The organism is Streptomyces sp. NPDC045955, assembly GCF_056430805.1.
The window spans coordinates 131,598-151,504 of the sequence record NZ_JBWKKY010000005.1 but is presented as its reverse complement, the minus strand read 5'-3'; the positions used below and the strand labels follow the sequence as shown (position 1 = coordinate 151,504).

At 68.5% G+C, this 19,907-nt stretch carries 12 protein-coding genes; 6 read left to right on the top strand and 6 right to left on the bottom strand.

Features of this window, described 5'->3' with window-relative positions; genetic code table 11:
• Nucleotides 1-28 precede the first annotated feature (28 nt).
• The gene (locus AC07F0_RS12240; protein WP_478977580.1) at nucleotides 29-1,060 is read left to right on the top strand and encodes an esterase-like activity of phytase family protein; all 1,032 of its coding nucleotides are present in this window, start codon (nucleotides 29-31) and stop codon (nucleotides 1,058-1,060) included.
• 31 nt (nucleotides 1,061-1,091) lie between these two features.
• On the opposite strand, the gene AC07F0_RS12235 is transcribed toward AC07F0_RS12240, so the two are convergent.
• On the bottom strand, nucleotides 1,092-1,688 hold the full coding sequence (locus tag AC07F0_RS12235; protein WP_355850636.1) for an SACE_7040 family transcriptional regulator: 597 nt from the start codon (nucleotides 1,686-1,688) through the stop codon (nucleotides 1,092-1,094).
• 86 nt (nucleotides 1,689-1,774) lie between these two features.
• Here AC07F0_RS12235 and AC07F0_RS12230 point away from each other — a divergent pair, with 86 nt between their 5' ends.
• The 4 genes from AC07F0_RS12230 to AC07F0_RS12215 are packed head-to-tail and all read left to right on the top strand — an operon-like array spanning nucleotide 1,775 to nucleotide 7,447.
• Complete coding sequence (locus tag AC07F0_RS12230; RefSeq protein WP_478977576.1) at nucleotides 1,775-3,391, top strand: carboxyl transferase domain-containing protein; 1,617 nt, start codon at nucleotides 1,775-1,777, stop codon at nucleotides 3,389-3,391.
• A gap of 14 nt (nucleotides 3,392-3,405) precedes the next feature.
• Nucleotides 3,406-5,334 (top strand): acetyl/propionyl/methylcrotonyl-CoA carboxylase subunit alpha, encoded by a 1,929-nt coding sequence (locus AC07F0_RS12225; RefSeq protein ID WP_478977573.1) that lies wholly within the window; start codon nucleotides 3,406-3,408, stop codon nucleotides 5,332-5,334.
• A complete protein-coding gene (locus tag AC07F0_RS12220; protein WP_478977570.1) occupies nucleotides 5,331-6,281 on the top strand; it encodes a hydroxymethylglutaryl-CoA lyase in 951 nt (316 codons plus the stop codon). The genes AC07F0_RS12225 and AC07F0_RS12220 overlap by 4 nt, the downstream gene beginning before the upstream one ends.
• A 5-nt stretch (nucleotides 6,282-6,286) precedes the next feature.
• Entirely contained in the window at nucleotides 6,287-7,447 is a 1,161-nt protein-coding gene (locus AC07F0_RS12215) for an acyl-CoA dehydrogenase family protein (RefSeq protein WP_478977568.1), read from the top strand.
• A 186-nt stretch (nucleotides 7,448-7,633) separates the two neighbouring features.
• Here the strand turns inward: AC07F0_RS12215 and AC07F0_RS12210 are convergent, their stop codons facing one another.
• The 5 genes from AC07F0_RS12210 to AC07F0_RS12190 all read right to left on the bottom strand — a co-directional run bounded on the left by AC07F0_RS12210 (nucleotide 7,634) and on the right by AC07F0_RS12190 (nucleotide 18,095).
• On the bottom strand, nucleotides 7,634-8,056 hold the full coding sequence (locus AC07F0_RS12210; protein WP_478977565.1) for a hypothetical protein: 423 nt from the start codon (nucleotides 8,054-8,056) through the stop codon (nucleotides 7,634-7,636).
• Between the two features lie 12 nt (nucleotides 8,057-8,068).
• Nucleotides 8,069-11,449, bottom strand: a complete 3,381-nt coding sequence (locus AC07F0_RS12205) for a polymorphic toxin-type HINT domain-containing protein (protein ID WP_478977562.1) — start codon at nucleotides 11,447-11,449, stop codon at nucleotides 8,069-8,071.
• On the bottom strand, nucleotides 11,410-14,046 hold the full coding sequence (locus AC07F0_RS12200) for a SpvB/TcaC N-terminal domain-containing protein (RefSeq protein WP_478978215.1): 2,637 nt from the start codon (nucleotides 14,044-14,046) through the stop codon (nucleotides 11,410-11,412). The genes AC07F0_RS12205 and AC07F0_RS12200 overlap by 40 nt, the downstream gene beginning before the upstream one ends.
• Nucleotides 14,047-14,731: 685 nt before the next feature.
• Nucleotides 14,732-15,466: a LamG-like jellyroll fold domain-containing protein gene (locus AC07F0_RS12195; protein WP_478977559.1), complete on the bottom strand. Its 735-nt coding sequence runs from the start codon at nucleotides 15,464-15,466 to the stop codon at nucleotides 14,732-14,734.
• A 7-nt stretch (nucleotides 15,467-15,473) separates the two neighbouring features.
• The gene (locus AC07F0_RS12190; RefSeq protein ID WP_478977556.1) at nucleotides 15,474-18,095 is read right to left on the bottom strand and encodes a LamG-like jellyroll fold domain-containing protein; all 2,622 of its coding nucleotides are present in this window, start codon (nucleotides 18,093-18,095) and stop codon (nucleotides 15,474-15,476) included.
• Here AC07F0_RS12190 and AC07F0_RS12185 point away from each other — a divergent pair.
• A complete protein-coding gene (locus tag AC07F0_RS12185; protein ID WP_478977553.1) occupies nucleotides 18,037-19,761 on the top strand; it encodes a glycosyltransferase family 2 protein in 1,725 nt (574 codons plus the stop codon). The two genes, AC07F0_RS12190 and AC07F0_RS12185, sit on opposite strands and share 59 nt — an antisense overlap.
• Nucleotides 19,762-19,907 lie beyond the last annotated feature (146 nt).

Sequence of the window (19,907 nt, the reverse complement as noted above, 5' to 3'; positions counted from 1 at the left end):
GCCACCGCCCCGCCCTACGGTGACGCCCATGCCCCTCAGAACTCCTCTCGCCCTTCTCACCGCGGCCCTGACGGTGGCCACCTGCCTGACCGCCGCCGGCCCGGCCCAGGCGCACACCCGGCACACCTGCTCGCCGGCCGTCTCCATCGACGGCTTCTCCGACGCGCTGGACAAGACGACGTTCGAGAACACCTACGTCGGCAACCTCTCGGCACTCGCCATGGACAGCGACGGCTCCCTGGCCGCCCTCTCCGACCGCTCGTCCCTCTTCCGCCTGGACGCGCGGACACTGAAGCCCCGTTCCGTCGTCCCGCTCGCCGACGAGCAGGGCACCGCGCTCGACTCCGAGGGCCTGGCCGTCGACCGCGACGGCACACGCCTGGTCACCTCCGAGACCGAACCGTCGGTGGGCCGCTACTCCCGCACCGGCGAGCTCCTCGAGCGCCTCCCCGTCCCCGGCGCCCTGCGGGTGAGCCCCGCGGGCCGTGCCCGGCCCAACGGCACCTTCGAGGGCCTGACCCTGCTCCCCGGCGGCCGCACCCTGCTGGCCTCCATGGAGTACGCGCTCTCCGGCGACGACCCGACGATCGTCCGCTTCCAGACCTGGCGCAGGACGCCGCACGGCCACTTCGCCCCCGGCGCCCAGTACGCCTACCGCACGGACCCCGGCCTGGGGGTCCCCGAGGTCCAGGCGATCCCCGACGGCCGCCTCCTGGTCCTGGAACGCGGCTTCACCTCCGGCGTGGGCAACACGGTCCGCCTCTACCTGGCCGACCCGCGCGGGGCGACGGACACGAGCGGCATCGACACCCTGCCGGTCCGCTCCGAAGCCCGCCTGGTCGAGAAGACCCTCCTCACCGACCTCGTGACCTGCCCCTCCCTCGGCGCCACGGCCAAGCAGCCCCAGCCGAACCCCCTCCTCGACAACATCGAGGCCATGACGATCACGGGCCGCACGAACAACACCCTGAAGGTCCTCCTGGCCAGCGACGACAACGAGAACCAGACCCAGACGACCCGCTTCTACGCCCTGCGAGTGAGAACGACCCCCCAGCGCTGACCACGAGGGATTCCCCCCGGGCGGACTCGGCCTACGCCCCCGCCGCCGCGAACGCCCCCCGGGCCATCCGATGCAGCAGCTCCGCCGTGGCCCCCCGCCCGGGCAGAGACCCCGCCCTGCCCAGATGCGGCGTCGAGTTCAGCAACCCGAACACCGAGTGCACGGCCGACCGCGCCGCGGGCTCCCCCAGCCCGGGATACACCTCCCGCACCACCCCCACCCACAGCTCCACGTACTGCCGCTGCAGCTGCCGCACCATCTTCCGGTCGCTGTCCCGGAGGCGATCCAGCTCACGATCGTGCAGGGTGATCAGAGGCCGGTCGTCGAGCGCGAAGTCGATGTGCCCCTCGATCAGCGAGTCGAGGACCGCCTCCGCCCCCGCACCCCCGTCCGCCTCCGCCACCCGCCGCTTCGCCCCGGTCAGCAGCTGTCCGCTGATCCCCACCAGCAGCTCCGCGAGCATCGCGTCCTTGCCCGCGAAGTGCCGGTACAGCCCGGGCCCGCTGATCCCGACAGCGGCACCTATCTCGTCGACTCCGACCCCGTGGAAGCCCCGCTCGGCGAAGAGCCGGGCAGCCTCCTTGAGGATCTGCTCGCGTCGGGTGGGGGCGTCGGTTCTCGTGGCCATGCAATCAATTCTAGACAGGGAGGTTAGCGCTCGTTAACCTGAAGGAAATGCGTTAACGCTCATTAACAAGGTGAGGGGACCGCAGGATGCACGAGGCACCGGAGCTCACGAGCGCGGCAGACCCCGCGTCGGAGGCCTTTCGGGCCAACGAGGAGGCGCACCACGCCCTCGTGGAGGAGCTGCGCGCCAAGCTGGCCGCGGCCGCGCAGGGCGGCGGCGAGAAGGCCCGCGCCCGCCACACCGCGCGCGGCAAGCTGCTCCCCCGCGACCGCGTCGACACCCTCCTCGACCCGGGCTCGCCCTTCCTGGAGCTGGCCCCGCTCGCGGCCGACGGGATGTACGAGGGCCAGGCCCCGGCCGCCGGTGTCATCGCCGGCATCGGCAGGGTCAGCGGCCGCGAAGCCGTGATCATCGCCAACGACGCCACGGTCAAGGGCGGCACGTATTACCCGATGACGGTCAAGAAGCACCTGCGCGCCCAGGAGGTCGCCCTCGACAACCGCCTGCCCTGCGTCTACCTGGTGGACTCCGGCGGCGCCTTCCTCCCCATGCAGGACGAGGTCTTCCCGGACCGGGACCACTTCGGCCGGATCTTCTACAACCAGGCCCGCATGTCCGGCGCCGGCATCCCCCAGATCGCCGCCGTCCTCGGCTCCTGCACGGCCGGCGGGGCGTACGTCCCGGCGATGAGCGACGAGGCGGTGATCGTCCGCAACCAGGGCACGATCTTCCTGGGCGGCCCGCCCCTGGTGAAGGCGGCCACCGGCGAGGTCGTCACGGCGGAGGAGCTCGGCGGCGGCGAGGTCCACTCCCGCGTCTCGGGCGTCACGGACCACCTCGCGGAGAACGACGCGCACGCGCTCCGCATCGTCCGCACGATCGTGTCCACCCTCCCCGCCCGCGGCCCCCTCCCCTGGGAGGTCACGGAGGCGACGGAACCCAAGGTCGACCCGCACGGCCTCTACGGCGCGGTCCCGGTCGACTCCCGCACCCCGTACGACGTGCGCGAGATCATCGCGCGCGTCGTCGACGGCTCCCGTTTCGCCGAGTTCAAGTCCGAGTTCGGCCAGACCCTGGTCACGGGCTTCGCCCGGATCCACGGCCACCCGGTGGGCATCGTCGCCAACAACGGCATCCTGTTCTCCGAGTCCGCCCAGAAGGGCGCCCACTTCATCGAGCTGTGCGACCAGCGCGGCATCCCGCTGGTGTTCCTGCAGAACATCTCCGGGTTCATGGTCGGCAAGGACTACGAGGCGGGCGGCATCGCCAAGCACGGCGCCAAGATGGTCACGGCCGTGGCCTGCACCCGCGTACCGAAACTGACGGTCGTGGTCGGCGGCTCGTACGGCGCGGGCAACTACTCGATGTGCGGCCGGGCGTACTCCCCGCGCTTCCTGTGGATGTGGCCGAACGCCAAGATCTCGGTCATGGGCGGCGAGCAGGCCGCGTCGGTCCTCGCGACCGTCAAGCGGGACCAGCTTCAGGCCCGCGGCGAGTCCTGGCCGGCGGAGGACGAGGACGCCTTCAAGGCCCCGATCCGCGACCAGTACGAGCGCCAGGGCAACGCCTACTACGCGACGGCCCGCCTCTGGGACGACGGTGTGATCGACCCGCTGGACACCCGCCAGGTCCTGGGCCTCGCCCTGACCGCGTGCGCCAACGCGCCCCTGGGTGACCCCCAGTTCGGCGTCTTCCGGATGTGAGGGGACGGACGACGATGTTCGAGACAGTGCTGGTGGCCAACCGGGGCGAGATCGCCGTACGGGTCATCCGTACGCTGCGGTCGATGGGCGTGCGCTCGGTGGCCGTCTTCTCCGACGCGGACGCCGATGCCCGGCATGTCCGCGAGGCGGACACGGCGGTCCGGATCGGCCCGGCCCCCGCGTCCGAGAGCTACTTGTCGGTGGAGCGCCTGCTGGAGGCCGCGGCCCGCACCGGCGCCCAGGCCGTCCACCCCGGCTACGGCTTCCTCGCCGAGAACGCCGCCTTCGCGCGCGCCTGCGCCGAGGCCGGCCTGGTCTTCATCGGCCCTCCGGCGGACGCGATCGCGCTGATGGGCGACAAGATCCGCGCCAAGGAGACGGTCCAGGAGGCCGGGGTGCCCGTGGTCCCCGGCGGCCGGGACCCGGAGCTGGCCGAGGCGGCCCGCGCACTGGGCGCCCCGGTGCTGCTCAAGCCGAGCGCGGGCGGCGGCGGCAAGGGCATGCGCTTGGTGCGGGACCTGTCCCGGCTGGAGGACGAGATCGCCTCGGCCCGCCGCGAGGCCCGGGCTTCCTTCGGCGACGACACACTCCTCGTGGAGCGCTGGATCGACCGTCCCCGCCACATCGAGATCCAGGTCCTGGCCGACGGCCATGGGAACGTGGTCCACCTCGGGGAGCGCGAATGCTCCCTCCAGCGCCGCCACCAGAAGATCATCGAGGAGGCGCCGAGCGTGCTCCTCGACGAGGAGACGCGCTCCGCGATGGGCGAGGCGGCGGTCCAGGCGGCCCGCTCCTGCGGTTACCGGGGCGCGGGCACGGTGGAGTTCATCGTCCCCGGCGTCGACCCGTCGTCGTACTACTTCATGGAGATGAACACCCGCCTCCAGGTGGAGCACCCGGTCACGGAGCTGATCACGGGCCTGGACCTGGTCGAGTGGCAACTGCGGGTCGCGGCCGGGGAGCCCCTCGGCTTCACCCAGGCGGACGTACGGCTGACCGGCCACGCGGTGGAGGCCCGCATCTGCGCCGAGGACCCGGCGCGCGGCTTCCTCCCCTCCGGCGGCACGGTCCTGAAGCTCCGCGAACCGCAGGGCGACGGCATCCGCACCGACTCGGGCCTCACGGAGGGCACGGAGGTCGGCAGCCTCTACGACCCGATGCTCTCGAAGGTCATCGCGTACGGTCCCGACCGCGCGACCGCCCTGCGCAGGCTCCGCGCGGCCCTGGCGGAGACGGTCACGCTCGGCGTGCAGACCAACGCCGGTTTCCTGCGCCGCCTGCTGGCCCACCCGGCGGTGGTCTCCGGCGACATGGACACGGGCCTGGTAGAGCGCGAGGTGGAGGATCTGGTCTCCGCGGACGTGCCCGAGGAGGTCTACGAGGCGGCCGCGGCCGTACGCCTGGAGGCCCTGCAGCCCGAGCCGGGCGGCTGGACGGACCCCTTCTCGGTCCCCAGCGGCTGGCGGCTCGGCGGGGAGCGCAAACCGCCCGCCTTCCACCTCAGGATCCAGGACCCCCTGGAGTACACCCCGCGCGGCACCGGCACGGTCACCGGCGACCGGGTCTCCGTCACGCTGGACGGCGTCCGCCACACCTTCCACCGCGCCACCGACTGGCTCGGCCGCGACGGCGACGCCTGGCACGTCCGCGACCACGACCCGGTGGCCGCGTCCCTCAGCCGCGCGGCCCACGCGGGCGCCGACTCGCTGACCGCGCCCATGCCGGGCACGGTGACGGTGGTGAAGGTCGCCGTCGGCGACGAGGTGAGCGCGGGCCAGAGCCTGCTGGTGGTGGAGGCGATGAAGATGGAGCACGTCATCTCCGCCCCGCACGCCGGCAAGGTCACCGAACTGGACGTGACCCCGGGCTCGACGGTCGCCATGGACCAGGTGCTGGCGGTCATCGCACCGCACGAGGGGGCACAGGAGGAGGCGGAGAAATGACGGTCGACGGTCTCCCGATGGTGGTCCCGACCACGGACCTGCCCACCCGCGTCCGCATCCACGAGGTGGGCGCACGCGACGGCCTGCAGAACGAGAAGGCGACAGTCCCCACCGAAGTCAAGGCGGAGTTCATCCGCCGTCTGGCCGAAGCGGGCCTGACGACGATCGAGGCGACGAGCTTCGTCCACCCCAAGTGGGTCCCCCAACTGGCGGACGCGGAGCAGCTCTATCCCCTGGTCGGCGACCTCCCGGTGGCACTGCCGGTGCTCGTGCCGAACGAACGCGGCCTCGACCGTGCCCTGGCGCTGGGCGCGCGGCGGGTGGCGGTCTTCGCCAGCGCCACGGAGTCCTTCGCCAAGGCCAACCTCAACCGCACGGTGGACGAGGCCCTGGCGATGTTCGACCCAGTGGTGGCCCGGGCGAAGGCGGACGGCGTCCATGTCCGCGGCTACCTCTCCATGTGCTTCGGCGACCCCTGGGAAGGCGAGGTCCCGATCCCCCAGGTGGTCCGGGTCTGCAAGGCCCTCCTGGACATGGGCTGCGACGAGCTGAGCCTGGGCGACACGATCGGCGTCGCGACCCCGGGCCACGTGGTCGCGCTCCTCGCGGCCCTCGACGAAGCAGGAATCCCACCGTCCGCCCTCGGCGTCCACTTCCACGACACCTACGGCCAGGCCCTCGCCAACACGCTCGCCGCCCTCCAGCAGGGAGTGACGACGGTCGACGCCTCCGCGGGCGGCCTGGGCGGCTGCCCGTACGCGAAGTCGGCGACCGGCAACCTGGCCACCGAAGACCTCGTGTGGATGCTGCGAGGCCTCGGCATCGACACCGGAATCGACCTCGGCCGCCTCGTCGCCACGAGCGCGTGGATGGCCGCCCAACTGGGCCGACCCAGCCCGTCCCGCACCGTCCGAGCCCTGTCCCACGAGGACACCGAGGAGCACTGATCACCATGGACTACCGTCTCTCCCCCGAGCTGGACGAACTCCGCCGCACGGTCGAGGAGTTCGCGCACGAGGTGGTGGCGCCGAAGATCGGCGACTTCTATGAGCGGCACGAGTTCCCGTACGAGATCGTCCGGGAGATGGGCCGCATGGGCCTGTTCGGCCTGCCGTTCCCGGAGGAGTACGGTGGCATGGGCGGCGACTACCTGGCCCTCGGCGTGGCCCTGGAGGAACTGGCGCGGGTCGACTCCTCGGTCGCCATCACCCTCGAAGCCGGCGTCTCCCTCGGCGCGATGCCCATCTACCGCTACGGCACCCAGGCCCAGAAACAGGAGTGGCTCCCCCGCCTCTGCTCCGGCGAACTCCTGGGCGCGTTCGGCCTGACGGAGCCGGACGGCGGCAGCGACGCGGGCGCGACCCGCACGACGGCCCGCCTGGACGAGTCGACGAACGAGTGGGTGATCAACGGCACGAAGTGCTTCATCACCAACTCGGGCACGGACATCACGGGCCTGGTGACGGTCACGGCGGTCACCGGCCGCACCCCGGACGGCAAGCCGCTCATCTCCTCGATCATCGTCCCCTCGGGCACGCCGGGCTTCACGATCGCGGCCCCGTACTCGAAGGTCGGCTGGAACGCCTCGGACACCCGAGAGTTGTCCTTCTCGGACGTGCGGGTCCCGGCGGCCAACCTCCTGGGCGAGGAGGGCCGCGGCTACGCCCAGTTCCTGCGCATCCTCGACGAGGGCCGCATCGCCATCGCGGCGCTGGCCACCGGCCTGGCACAGGGCTGCGTCGACGAATCCGTCAAGTACGCCAAGGAACGCCACGCCTTTGGCAAGCCGATCGCCGCCAACCAGGCCATCCAGTTCAAGATCGCCGACATGGAGATGAAGGCCCACACGGCCCGCCTCGCCTGGCGCGACGCGGCGGCCCGCCTGGTGTCCGGCGCCCCCTTCAAGAAGGAGGCGGCCCTGGCCAAGCTCCATTCCTCCACCATCGCCGTGGACAACGCTCGCGAAGCCACCCAGATCCACGGCGGCTACGGCTTCATGAACGAGTACCCGGTCGCCCGCATGTGGCGCGACTCCAAGATCCTCGAAATCGGCGAGGGCACGAGCGAGGTCCAGCGGATGCTGATCGCGCGGGAGTTGGGGCTGGCGGGCTGAGAGACGGGACCTGTTCCGCCTCAGTTTGCCGTCAAACACCTCTGCAGCCCACCGCCGTGCGGTGGGCTGCAGAGGTGTTTCGCTCAGAACGAAGGACGCGAACCCAAAATGACGGAAACGGGATTCCCGAGGTCCGCTATTCGCAGTTGCGTGTCTTTGGGGGGAGGTCCAGTCTTCGGAATCCGATTAGGTGCCGAACCGATCCAAGACATCCAAATCACCTTCGAAGGAGACCACCACGATCCACGCTCGATTCCCTGCCAGGAAGTAGTGATGCTCTGGCACCTCAAGAAGTGCAGCCGTAACCGAAGCGGCCTGACCTTCGGAAAAATGCACACAGTAGGGCGAAATCCCGTCTCCTACATGCTCGACTACAGAGCCGGGCCTGGTTCGCGCACAGATTTCCCTGGATGCACTCGCCACGAGAAGCTGCTCATCGTCGAATTTCCAGTGGCTATGCCGCCCATCCACGCGACGCCAATCGATCTTCCCTCCAACGAAGGGCAAGTGGAGTTCCAACCAGTCGAATACATCTGACGCGCTCGTTTTCTTCAGGGCAGCTAGAGGCGGCACAGAGAATACCTCTTCTTCCCAGTAGTCACCAGACAAACCGTTCCTCCATCAACCGCATCCATGCAGACCCTGAAGCTTCGTCACGGTTGCTTCAGTGGCATTGAATTGGAAGTGCGGACCCTTTTCCTTGCCTGCCCACACGTTGATGTGAGCCCCGCTTCGATCATCAAATTCGATTCGGAAGCCAACCTTGCCGTTAGCCGTCTGCATGCCGATCGGCTTACCTTTGATCGCCCCGAACTTGCCCAGCGTTACTTTTTCTGCCTTGAATCCGCGAGAACTCAGCCAATCGAGAGCCTGATTCCGCGCCTGGTTGAAGTCATCGGTGACAGGCTCGCCACCATCATTGTGCACCAGTACTGGCGTAGCTCCTGCCAGCACAAAGTACGTGTGCAGATCGCTCACGCTGAGGTTGTGAACCGTGGCCGAACCGACTGTCCGCCGCTCCACAGAAGCGACCTGGACACGCGTCCCCGCGCCAGTCCGCAGCCACTCCCCCGACTTCAGATCAGTGGCATCGACCCACTCCCCCAGCTCAGGCACCCAGAACGGATGACCATCAGTCGCCGTGACCGAAGCCGTCTTGGAGCCCTTCTTGCCGTCGGTGTCGATCGTGAGCTTGACGAGGTGCTTGAGGCCCTTGCCCTTGATCTCGGCTGTGACCGTCTCGGCCTTGGTCTCGCCCGTCTCCGGATCGGTCGCCAAGACCCTGTCGCCGATGTCGACGTCCTTGATTTTTTTGGTGGAACCGTCGGCCATCAGCACCTTGGTATCGGGCGTGAAGCTGTTGCCCACCTTGCAGGTCACGGCTTCCGTCGCCTCGTCCACCGCCTTGCTGCTCTTGCGCCAGTCCTGGAAGTTCTCCCAGAGCCTTCGGCTCAGGCCCCCGATGCGTTTGATCAGGGCCCAGGCCTTGTCCATCTTGTTCCAGTACTTCGCGGCCAGCCGCGCCAGTGGCCCGCCGGCCACGAGTGAGGACACCACGTTGAGTGCCGTGGCCCCGCAGGAGCCCAACGCCCCCGTGGTGAAGCAGTCCAGCGCGTCCGTGATGCCCAGCTCGTCCGCGACGATCTTCGCCAGTTCCTTGGCGACGGCGATCGCCCGCTGCTTGGCTGCGTCCGCCCGGGCCTTCTGCTGGCGCGCCCGATGCTGCGCCGGCGACTCCTTCGGCTTCTGAACGCCGTAGTACGTGTAGTAGGTGTCGGTCGCCTTGACCTCCCACCCGCCGTCACGCTCGAGAGTGCAGGTGATGCCGACGTTCACACAGTCGTCGGGCCTCAGGCCGCTCGGGTCGGAGAAGGTGACCGGGTTGTTGTTGCTGTACGAGTAGCCGTTGATCTGCTGCGGGTCGGTGTAGTCGATGATCGGGTCCGCCGAGATGAAGCGGCCCGTGTCGGAGTCGTATTCACGTGCTCCGAGGGTGGTCAGGCCCGTGGACTGCTGGACCGTGCCGCCGACGAAGCCCTTGTCGTTGACCCAGGCGCGCGACGAGGTCGACGACGTCGACTCGTCACGGGGGTTACCGAAGGGGTCCATGCGGCGGCGCGTCGTCTCACCCGTCTTGGCGTTGATCGCCAGTTGGGCCGTTCCCTGGTGGTCCGACGCCAGGAAGTGGACACCGGACGCATCGCGCATGGCGATCTGCATCTCACCGAACGCGTAGTAGCGCGTCGTCGTCACCTTGGACGTCGCCTTGTCCAGGCGCAGCTCCACGCCCGGCAGGTAGAACGTCTTCTCCTTGGAGGTGTCCCGGAGGATCCGCTCTCCCGACGCGTCGTACGTGTACTGCGTCACCGTGCCGTCGGCGTTGGTGACCTTGGTCAGCTCACCCTGCTTGTCCCAGTCCAGGGACTGGGTGTCCCCGTTGAGCACACGTGTCTTGGTATTGCCCGTGACGTCGTAGGTGTAGGTGTCCTGAGAAGTGACCTCGGGCACCGTGCTCGTGGCGGCCGTCTTCTCCACGACCGACGACACGTGTTGGGAACCGAAGTTCGTGCCGTTGGGACCGGACTTCTCCCCGTAGGTGTACGTCCGGGTCGAGGTCGGGGCCCCGTTCAGGCCATGCCGCGTCTCGCTCTTCCGGTTGCCGATCGCGTCGTAGCCGTATTCCGTCCAGTAGGGAGACACCCCACCGACCGTCGAGGACGACGCTGCCGATGTGCAGGCCGCATCGGCACTGCCGGTGCCCCTGGCCCCGCTGGACATCACCGACGAGGTCCACGCGTCGGTCAGACGACGCAGGCCGTCGTACTGGAAGCACTGCACGTCGCTTGTGCCGTTGGTAGGCGTGTCGGCGATCGAGAGGACGTCACCGACGGAGTTGTACGTGAAGTCCGCGTCGTAGGCGGCGCTCGCCGCGCCCTCCACCCTGACACTCGCGTTGGCCAAGCGGTGCGTGCCCGCCTCGAACGTGTTGTTGAGCCACGTCTTCTTGGCAGCCGACTCGCCGGTGAACAGTTCCACCTGCTCCAGGTCGGAGGTCGGCGAGTACGACACGTCGGTGACGTACTTGAGGCCGCCAAGCGACGTGTTCAAGCCCGTCGGCCGTTGCAGCTCGTCATACCTGTACCCGAGGGCCTCGGCGGGCAGGTCGCCCGCTGCGGGCAGGCCCTGACCCTGCACGGTCCCGTCGTCGTTGTACTGGGTGGTGAACTCATAGGTCCCGCCCAGCTGCGGTTCGGCCGCCTTCGACAGGAAGTACTTCGTCGAGACCGGCTTGTAGTCGTTGTTTGCGTCGAGGGTCGGATAAGTGACCGACGAGTGGACGGCGCCGTCCTTGTAGCTGTAGACGCCGTACAGCTCACCCTTGGCGACGGTGTCGTACTTCGTCATCGACAGCCTGGTGCCGGTGTCCGGCTCTCCCTGCCAGGTGGAGTCGGGACGGCCCAGCACGTCGTACTTCGTGGACGTCTTGTTGCCGTTGACCGTCACCGACGTCTGGCGGTCCATGGCGTCGTACGTGAACTCCTCCGTGCCGGTGTCCGGGTCGACCGCCTTCTTCTTACGGCCCAGCTGGTCGTAGGTGTACGTCCAGGCGTTTCCGGCGTCGTCCGTCACCTTCTCCAGCTGACCGGCCGGGGTGTAGCCGTAGGACGTGGTGACCACGTCTCCGCCCTGCGGGTACTGGATCTGGGTCGTGGTGTGGTCGCGCGCATCCTTCACGACCGTCGTCTTCGTGCCGCCCGCCGGCGGGGTCATGGTGACCCGGTCTCCGCCGTGGACGTAGGTCGTGCGGTGCTTCTCCTCCCCCTGCACGTTGAAGATCGAGGCGGTGACCCTTCCGGCTCCGTCGTACTCGGTCACCGTCTGACCGGTGAGGTCGGCGTTGACCGGCTCGAAGAGCTGGGAGGACGGGGCACCGGCGGCGTAGTAGGTGTCGTTGACCTGTATCACTCGGTTGGAGCCGTCATAGAGGGTGTCGGCGACCATGCGGCCCCTCCCGGCCCCTCGGTCTGCTCCTGCCGAGGCCGCAGCAGGCCGTCGTACAGCGTCCATTCACTGCCGTACGCCTGGCCGCCCTTCTCGATCTTCTGGGTGTGCACGGCGGTCGGGCCAGCGCTCCCGCGCACCAGATACTGGTACTTGATCGACGCGCTCGCACCGATGCGGTCCGGAAGCCAGACCGACGTCAGGCGGCCCAGCCCGTCATAGGCGAGTTGGGTGCGCCGGTTGTTCTGGTCGACCTTGGCGGTCGGCAGGCCCCACTGCGGCGCGTACTCGGTGGTTGCCGTCCAGCCCGCTCTGTTGGTCACCACCGACTTCGTGGCCAGCCCGTACGTTTCCGCGTACGTCGTCGACGTTGCGTACTCCGTCGGGGACGAGGCCGTTTCCGCGTCCTTCACCACCAGCGGGCGGCCGAAGTCGTCGTACGTCGTCACGCTGGTCGTCTGGTAGTTCGCTGTCGTACCGCTGTGGGACTCCAGGCGCTTGGTCGTGGTCACGTCGCCCTTGGTGGGGGCCGTGCCCAGTGTGGTGGAGCCGTCGTAGAAGGTCAGGTCGTCGGAGATGACCTGGGTGCGCCGGTCGGGAGTCGCGGCACATTCGACGCTGACCTTCTCTACCCGCGACACGTATGCATACATGTGCCGGGTCTCGCTGTCCGCGTAATCGGTGCGGACACATTGATTGTCGGCGACACCGACCTCGCCGTAGTCGTCGACCTGGCGGACCCGCCCGGTCTTCGAGTCGTACTGGGTAGTGGCCCTCGTACGCCGCCAGCCGCCGATGGCGAGCGCGACATAGGTGTCGGTGGAACCGTTGGCGACGTAGCGCGCCCGGCGCGTGCCCCAGTCCTTGGTACTCGTCGCTGTCACCGCGGTCCACGGCACCGCCACCGACTTCTCGGTGACGTCGGCGCCGTTGTAGGTGAGGGTCTCGAGTTCCTGGCCGGCCTTCCACTCCGTGTCTTCGTACGAGGTCCCGTTCGAGTCGGTGACCGATGCGGAGCGCGTGGCGCCGCTCGCGTTCACGTCACCGTGAAGACCGCGGAAGAAGACATGCTCGGTCTTCGTGTTGGACGGGGAGTTGGTGCCGTTCGAGGTAACGACGCGCACCTTGCCGTAGCCGCGCCAATCACCCCAGGTACGGAATTCCGCCTTCGTGAGACCGTCGGCCTTGGTCTTGCGCCAGCCTGCGTCTCCTGCGTAGGTGTACGACGTGATCCGATCGTCGTTGCCGCCGGTGAGGTCGGTCTCGGTCACGGACTCGACGACGTATTTGTGGAACCAGTCGAGGATCGGGTCCTCTTCGCCCGGCGGGTTCCATTTCACCGGGAAGCAGCGCTTGGTCGAGGAGTCCTCGGCGGGCAGGTTCGTCGTCGTGCACTCGTTGGGTGCGTAGTTGACGCTGAGCGCTCCGCCCGTTTCGTTCTCCACCCCTGACAGGCGGAAGCGATGGAAGGGCTGGATGTTGTCGCCGAGCTTGTCGACTCGGTTGGGGAGTTGCTTGCCGTAGAGCTTCACGGACGGGACGGATGCGTCCGTGCCGACCTTTCCGGTGTGGTCGATGCCGTCGAGCCACAGCGACTTCGAGCCGTCACCGTTGTCGGTGAAGATGTGGGCGAGGTTCCACTCGTCGACCGGGCTATACGTGGCGTCACCGGTGCGGATCTGCGTGGCGACATTCGTCAGCTTCTTGCGGGTCCAGAAGGTGGGAGAGTTCTGGCCCGCGCACTTGGTGCTCGCCTTGCAGTTCTGGTCCCAGGGCACATCCGGCCATCGGGTGGCCGTGGCGTCCGTGAGGTCTCCGGGTTCGCAGTCGGCCGCCGCGCCGATGCAGCGTTCTGCGGTGGTGAAGACGACCCGGGCAGCGGGCTTGGTCGAGTACACCTTGTCCTTGCGCTGGCCGTAGTCGATCCGCTTGAGGTACCCGCCGCGGATGTACGGTTTGCCGTTCTCGCCCGTCTTCAGGCCCTGCGTGTAGTGGTTCGTCTCCTTGCCGTAGAAGTACGACATGACATTGCCGTGCGGGTCGATGACGTGATCGAGGTTCCAGCGCCAGGCCTGGGAGCAGTAGGCGTCGGCGAACGTGGCCTTGTGGCAGGGCTCGCCGGAGTCGTCGCCGTACACCGGGACGGTCCAGGTGGAGCCGGTCTCCTCGTTGCCGGACGCGTACCCCGGCAGCCGGTTCCGGCCGAAGAAGTACTGGGTGCCGTCGGTCGTGGTGAGCTTCCAGTACTCGCCGTCGTCGTCACCGTTGGTGGTGTCCGTCAGGCGCTCGATCTTGGAGTTGTCGTCGTTGGCGAGTCGCCAAAGGCCCGTGGCGTCGTCCTTCACGAGCTCACCGGACGTGCCGCCGGCCAGCGCGAGGGTGGCGTTGTCGTACGCCCAGCACTGGTCGCCGTAGGTGTCGTCATGCCCGTCGTCGGCACACGGCTTGTACCGGCGCTCGATGTAGCCGGGCTCGTAGGAGAAGCCCTGTCCGACCCACGAGCCCTGGTTGTTGGTCGTCGCCGTCTGGCCGTCGATGGACTGGGAGTTGTAGCCCAGGCCGACACTCGGCCGCAGACCGCCCGGCACGGGCGGCATTGTCAGCGGGTAGGTCCAGGTGAAGGCACCTGATCTGGTGTCGACGCCCCACTCGGACGACGCGGAGAGGCCGGTCGCCTTGTAGTCGCCGCCGTCGCCTCCGCTGCCCGCGGTGGCCGCCAGCACAGTGGCGGAGGAAGTGGCGGACTGGGCCTCGAGGAGTTGAGGAGCGGCCCCGGACGTGTCACCGGCGGCGCTCACCGTCGCCGTCAGCGTCTCCCTCGCCGCGTTGTTGGTGCTCTCGAGGTGGGTCGGTGTCGAGCAGGTCTTCTTCTTCGGGGTCGTCAGCACACATGCCGGATACCGGGCGAGGCGGAGACGGGAGCCGTACCCGCCTCCGTAGGCATCGGCGAAGCGGGAGTAGTCCAGCGTGACCTGAGCGCTGCCCCTGGCTGCTTCGCCGTCGCTGCGGGACACGGTGAACAGGACGCCGTCGATACCGGCCGCCTTCGAGGCCTTGTGGCCGAGCACCTCGACGCGGACGGCCTCCGCAGACTTCTTGCCCCCGGCGGCCTCGGCCTTCAGCGGCAGCCCAGCGGCCTTGGCCGCCTTGCCGGACAACTTGACCTCAGCGCTTCCGGCCTCGGGCCAGCGGACCTCGCCCGGCCGCCTGACCGCTGCCTTCTCGGCCGCGTCGGCCTTCTTGAAGGTTTTCGGCTTGGCGCTCTTGCCGCGAACCGGATGGTCAAGGTCCGTCTGCGCCTCGGGCCTCTTCACGCCCTCGTCGGCCACGGCTTCTGGGGCGTTCTGCGGAAGCAGGCCTATCGACAGCGCCAGGCCGAGCAGCACCGCCGCGCCGCGACGGCCGCTGCGCCAGGCCGGTCTCGCGGACCAGAGCCATGGGGGCGAGGACATGACATCTCCATGAGTGAGCCGAGGATTCCTCGATGCTGGCGCCGGCCGGCAGGACCGAGACCATCGCCACCAGCGCGGCATCGAGCGGACCTTGGTACATGCGGAGCTCATCGACGGCGCCGGAGAGGTACTCGCCTGGCATGGTGGCTCCAGTCTGTGCCCGGCCGACCTGGAGACTCGTCGTGCTGAAGTCCCAGGTGTTGTCCCAGGCCGTCTTGCCCGCCGCGATGCCGTTGACGTAGAGGACCACTTCACCGAAAACCGCGTTGTATACCAGCGCGAGGTGGTCTCCGGCTCCCTGTGAACTCGGCACGCGATTCGGGTCGAGCACCGTCACCGGAGTCGTGGAACCGGCTTCGGTCGCCACAAGCTGCCAGCGGGCTGCTGCGGCCCTGTACTTCACCCTGATCGCGTTGCCGCCGCTCCCGGACAGGGCCAGCACCGTCTGGTCCGTCGTCGGCTTGGCCGAGGCGAGCCGGGCTCGAGCGGTGAGAGTGAAGCTGTCCTCCCGGGAAAGCAGCCCGGCGGATCGCGTCGCGTAGGCGCCGGTACCGTTCAGGGCCAAGTGACCGTCACCCCACAGCGGTGCGGCCGGAGGCGTGCACTCCGGATCGGCCGCGGGGTCGCAGGAATCGTCCGGGACGTAGACGGAGGCACCTCCCCCAAGGGTCAGACCGGTGCCGCCCCCCCGCTTCCGGGGACAGTCCGCCCGCCGCCTCGTCCAACTGCCAGTAAGCGAGCTGGCGGGGCTGGATGCCGCCGAGTTGCTGTCCCTCGGTGGGCGGGATGACGCGGTTGTGCAGCTTGACGTCGGCCACGCTGCCCTTGAGGTGGTTGGTGTATCCGCCGAGATCGATCTTGCGGCCGATCTGGAGCGCTCCCGCGGCGTTCCATGCCGTATGGCGCGCCTGGACGTCGTCGTCGACCAGTACTCCGTTGACGTACAGCATCATCTTGCCGAGTTCGGCGTCGTACACACCGATGAGGTGGGTCCAGCTGCCGGCTACGGCGGCCGCACCGGAGACCTTCCACGAGCCGAGCGACTCGATGTCGCTCACCGGCGTGCGGAAGGTCCACGACGAGGTGTCGACGTCATACCCCAGTTCGAAGCCGGGTTGTGCGGTTCCGTCCTGACTCACCACGGTGACGTTCTGGGTGGGCAGCGAGGGCAGCATCACCCACGCGCTCACGGAAAAGGTGTCACTGGTGTCGACAGCGGACGTGCCGGCGTCGAGGTAGGCGTTCTCGGTGCCGTCCAGCGAGGCTGCGGTATCGGTGGAGCCCAGTGGACCGTCCGCTTCGAACGTCACTCCTGGGCCGGCGGCGGCGTCAGGCGCTCCGCTGCTTCCCGCGGCCTCCGAGGAGTTCTTGGCGTCACCGAGCGTCCAGGCCGCCACCGGAGCCCGCCCGTCGCCGACCAGGAAGACGTGACTGGTCGGCGTCTTCTGCGGGTTGCCCGCGCCGTCCACCGCGGTGACATGCAGGGTGTAGGAGCCTTCGGCCGGTGGCATCCAGCGGATGATGGCCGGGCCTCCGACGGACCGGGGATCCGCTGTTTTCGGTGCGGTGTCTGCCTGGGGACCCGTGAAGTAGTACCTGTACTGCGTCACGTCCGCGGCCGGCGAGTCCATGGTGAAGTCGCCGTAGTCACCTACACCGGCGTGCCACTCGTCGTCGCTCGGATACTGGGGCGACGTGACCGCGGCAGCTTGTGGCTTGGTGTCGTCGAAGATGAATTCGCAGCGGGTCTGGTCACCGTCGCTGGACCAAGGTCCGGACGCCTTCTGGTCATAGCCACGGACCGCCCAGCCGATGACGGTGTTCTTGGGCAAGGAGAATCCCGCATGGTCATCGGACGACAGGTCGGAACCGACCGTGTACTTGAATGTCGCCTGACCGGTCTGGCCGTCCTTGCTCGCGTCGACCGTGCTCTTCTTGCCTGTCTTCGCATAGCGGACGACTTCCGTCCCGGAGCTGTTGGTCCACCACACCTTGAACTCGGCCTGCAAGTCCTCCGAATTGGGTCCCAGGTCACCGTGGTCATAATCCTTGACGACGGCATACAGGGTCGGGGCCCGGGTCACGTAGTGCTCGGTGGCGCGCCCGTACTCGCAGGTGTCTCCGGGGGTCATGCTCAGGTCGTCCTGGTCTGGCCGGAGCGGTGGCCGATTATAGGTCACGGAAAGGTGCGCGTTGCCGCAGAAGCGCTTCCAGTACGAGGTGTCGGATTCGCTTCCGGCCTTGAGGCGGAACGTCGTGGTGTCCCAGCCGTTGTCGGCGGCCTTCTGGACGGTGCCCGTCACGCCGAAGCGCACGTTCTGGTTGGTCGAGGTGCACGAACCCGCGGGGTTGGTCGGCGACTTGGAAGCTACTGTCTCCTTCGACGAAGGCTGGTTCGACCAGTTCGTCGAGGAGTTGATCGCGCTCGCGCCCGTACTGTTGACTCGGGCCAGTTGCACCTCGCGCCCGGAGTCGCTGTAGGTATGCACCATCGTCACGGCGAACTCGGCGCTGACGATGTCCTTGCCCTTCAAAATGCCGGTCGGTATCGCGAAGAACTGACGCTTGACGTCACTGTTGCTGGAACAGCGGTACGACACGTCGGAGGGGCATCGCCCCACACCCTCGTCGTCCCCGAACTTCCAGAACTCGGCAGTCGAGTAGTGCGAGGACACCATGGTCCAGCCACTGCGGTTCGCCGTCTTGACCACGGGGTCGATGTAGACCGGGTAGACAGTGTCCGCGTCGGCGAGCATGTCCGCGTCGGGAGTGAGGGTCATGGTGCCGGGCTCGAGATCCACGGCGACATCGGCCACCCGGGCACCGTCCGGCGGGGTAACCGTTTCTCCGTCGACCGTTCCAGGGGCGGAGGACTCTGGTGCCGCGCCCTTGCTGGAGTCCCACATCACAGGCTGTGGTGCCTCGAAGACGTCTCCCCCTGCTCCGTTGTCGGTGGCGGTGAGCCCGCCGCCCGCCGCCTCCGACAGCTTGAGCGCGGACGTGTCGACCGGCAGTTCCAGTCTCGCCAGTTCCGGGTTGGCCGCGGCCTCGGCGTCCTTGACGACCAGTACGTGCGAGAAGCCCTCGGCACTCGCGGTCACCTTGAGGTCGACCCCCGGCAGCACGTTGGTGTACGTGGCGGTCGGGCCGTCCGACCACCTGGGCCCCGAGGCCCTGGAGCGCATGGTGGCCATGGCCGAGGAGAACCGCACCGACATCGTGCTCGGCAAGATGGTGGGGGTCGGCGGACGCGGGGCGCCCACCTCGATGTTCCGGTGCAACCAGCCGCGCACCGACGTCTTCTCGTCCCGCGTGTACTGGACCCTCAACCCCATGAAGCTGTTCCGCCGCGAGCTGCTGGAGCGGCTGGAGCTGCGGTTCCCGACGGACCTGAAGATCGGCGAGGACCAGCTGTTCGTCGGCCCCGCCTATCTGCACGCGGACGGAATCTCCGTAGTCGCCGACTACGACTGCCTGTACTGGGTCGAACGCGAGGACAGCGGCAACATCACCCTGCGGACCGGCGGCTCCGAGCCCCGGCTGCGGTTTCTGCCCCGCATGGTCGACATGCTCCTCGAACAGGTGCCACCCGGGCCCGGCCGTGACCATCTCGCCCACCGCCACCTGACCGTGGAGGTGCAGCAGCTCCTCGACCATCTGGCGCACGAGCCCCGCCCCGAGCAGGAGAAGGCCCTGGCCCGGCTTGCCGAGGTCATCGCCCCGCTGTGGCACGAGGGACTGAACGACCGGCTGTCTGCGATGGCCCGTCTGCGTTTGCACCTCGTACGGCACACCATGCTCGACGAACTGCTCGAACTGGTCCGGTTCGAGGGTGAGCTGGCCAGGAGCGGCGTCGCAACGCCCATCCTCGCCGACGGCGGCCGCGCCTACGCCCGCTACCCCTACCTCCGCGACCCGTCCCGCGGCATCCCCGACGGCTGCTACGACGTGACCCGCCAGCTCGGGGTACGCCACCGCGTCACCCGCGCCGAACTTCGCGGCACCGTGCTGCACCTGGCCGGACACGGCTACCTGCATCGCGTCGCCACCGAGGACGTGACCACCGAGCTCGTCCTGCGCGAGCGGGACAGCGGGACGGAGCACCGGCTTACGGTCGCCCACACAGCGACTCCAGGGCTCGGCAAAGAGGAGGACGAGGGGCGGTATCTCTACGAACAGGCCGGTTTCGAGGCCTCCGTCGACATCACCACCGCCGCTGACGGAGACCCACTCCCCGGCGGGCTCTGGGACATCTCCCTCGCGATCGGCGCTCAGGGCATCTCCCGCGAGGTCCGGATCGGCAGCAAGCGGGACGGCGGGGTCTCGCGTGCGCCGGCGACGCACATCGTGGACAGCGGCGGCGAGGCCCGTGCCGTCACGCTCTACACCACCACTCCCCACGGCAACTTCACGCTCGACATCGGTGAACGCAAGCACGAGGTGCTGCCGCACCTGAGCCTGCGCGGCGTGCGGTGGGCCCCGGGCTCGTCGACGGAACTGGAGTTGGCCGGCCGGTGCACGCTGGCCGCCTTCCCGGACGGCGCTCTCGCCGTCCACCTGGAAAACGGCCGGGGTGACACCGCCGCCTTCCCCGCCCACACAGCCTCACAGCCCGGCGGTGACTTCGTCGTGCGGGTGCCGGTCACCGAGCTGGCGGCCGGGCTCTGGACGGGGCAACTACGGCTGAGCGCCTGGTCGTTGGACCTGCCGCCGATTCCCGGGAACCTCGCGCCCGCCAAGTGGCGTCGCCGCGGGCTCCCCTGGTTCGCGAAGCCTGCGCCGGAACACGGGCAGGAGTTCGCCCTTCAGGTCGCCCGTATCGACCTGGTCCGGGCCGTGACGCGTCGTCTCAAGCCGTAGGCCGAGCCCCTGCCGGAGCTTCGGTACGTCCCTTCGTGATTCGGATCACTGACCCCGAGGGCATCCCCGTCCCCTCGCCCGGGCACAGGTACCAGGGCCCCCCTGGACACACCCTGAGGTTAGGCTAACCTAAGCCTGAATCCAGC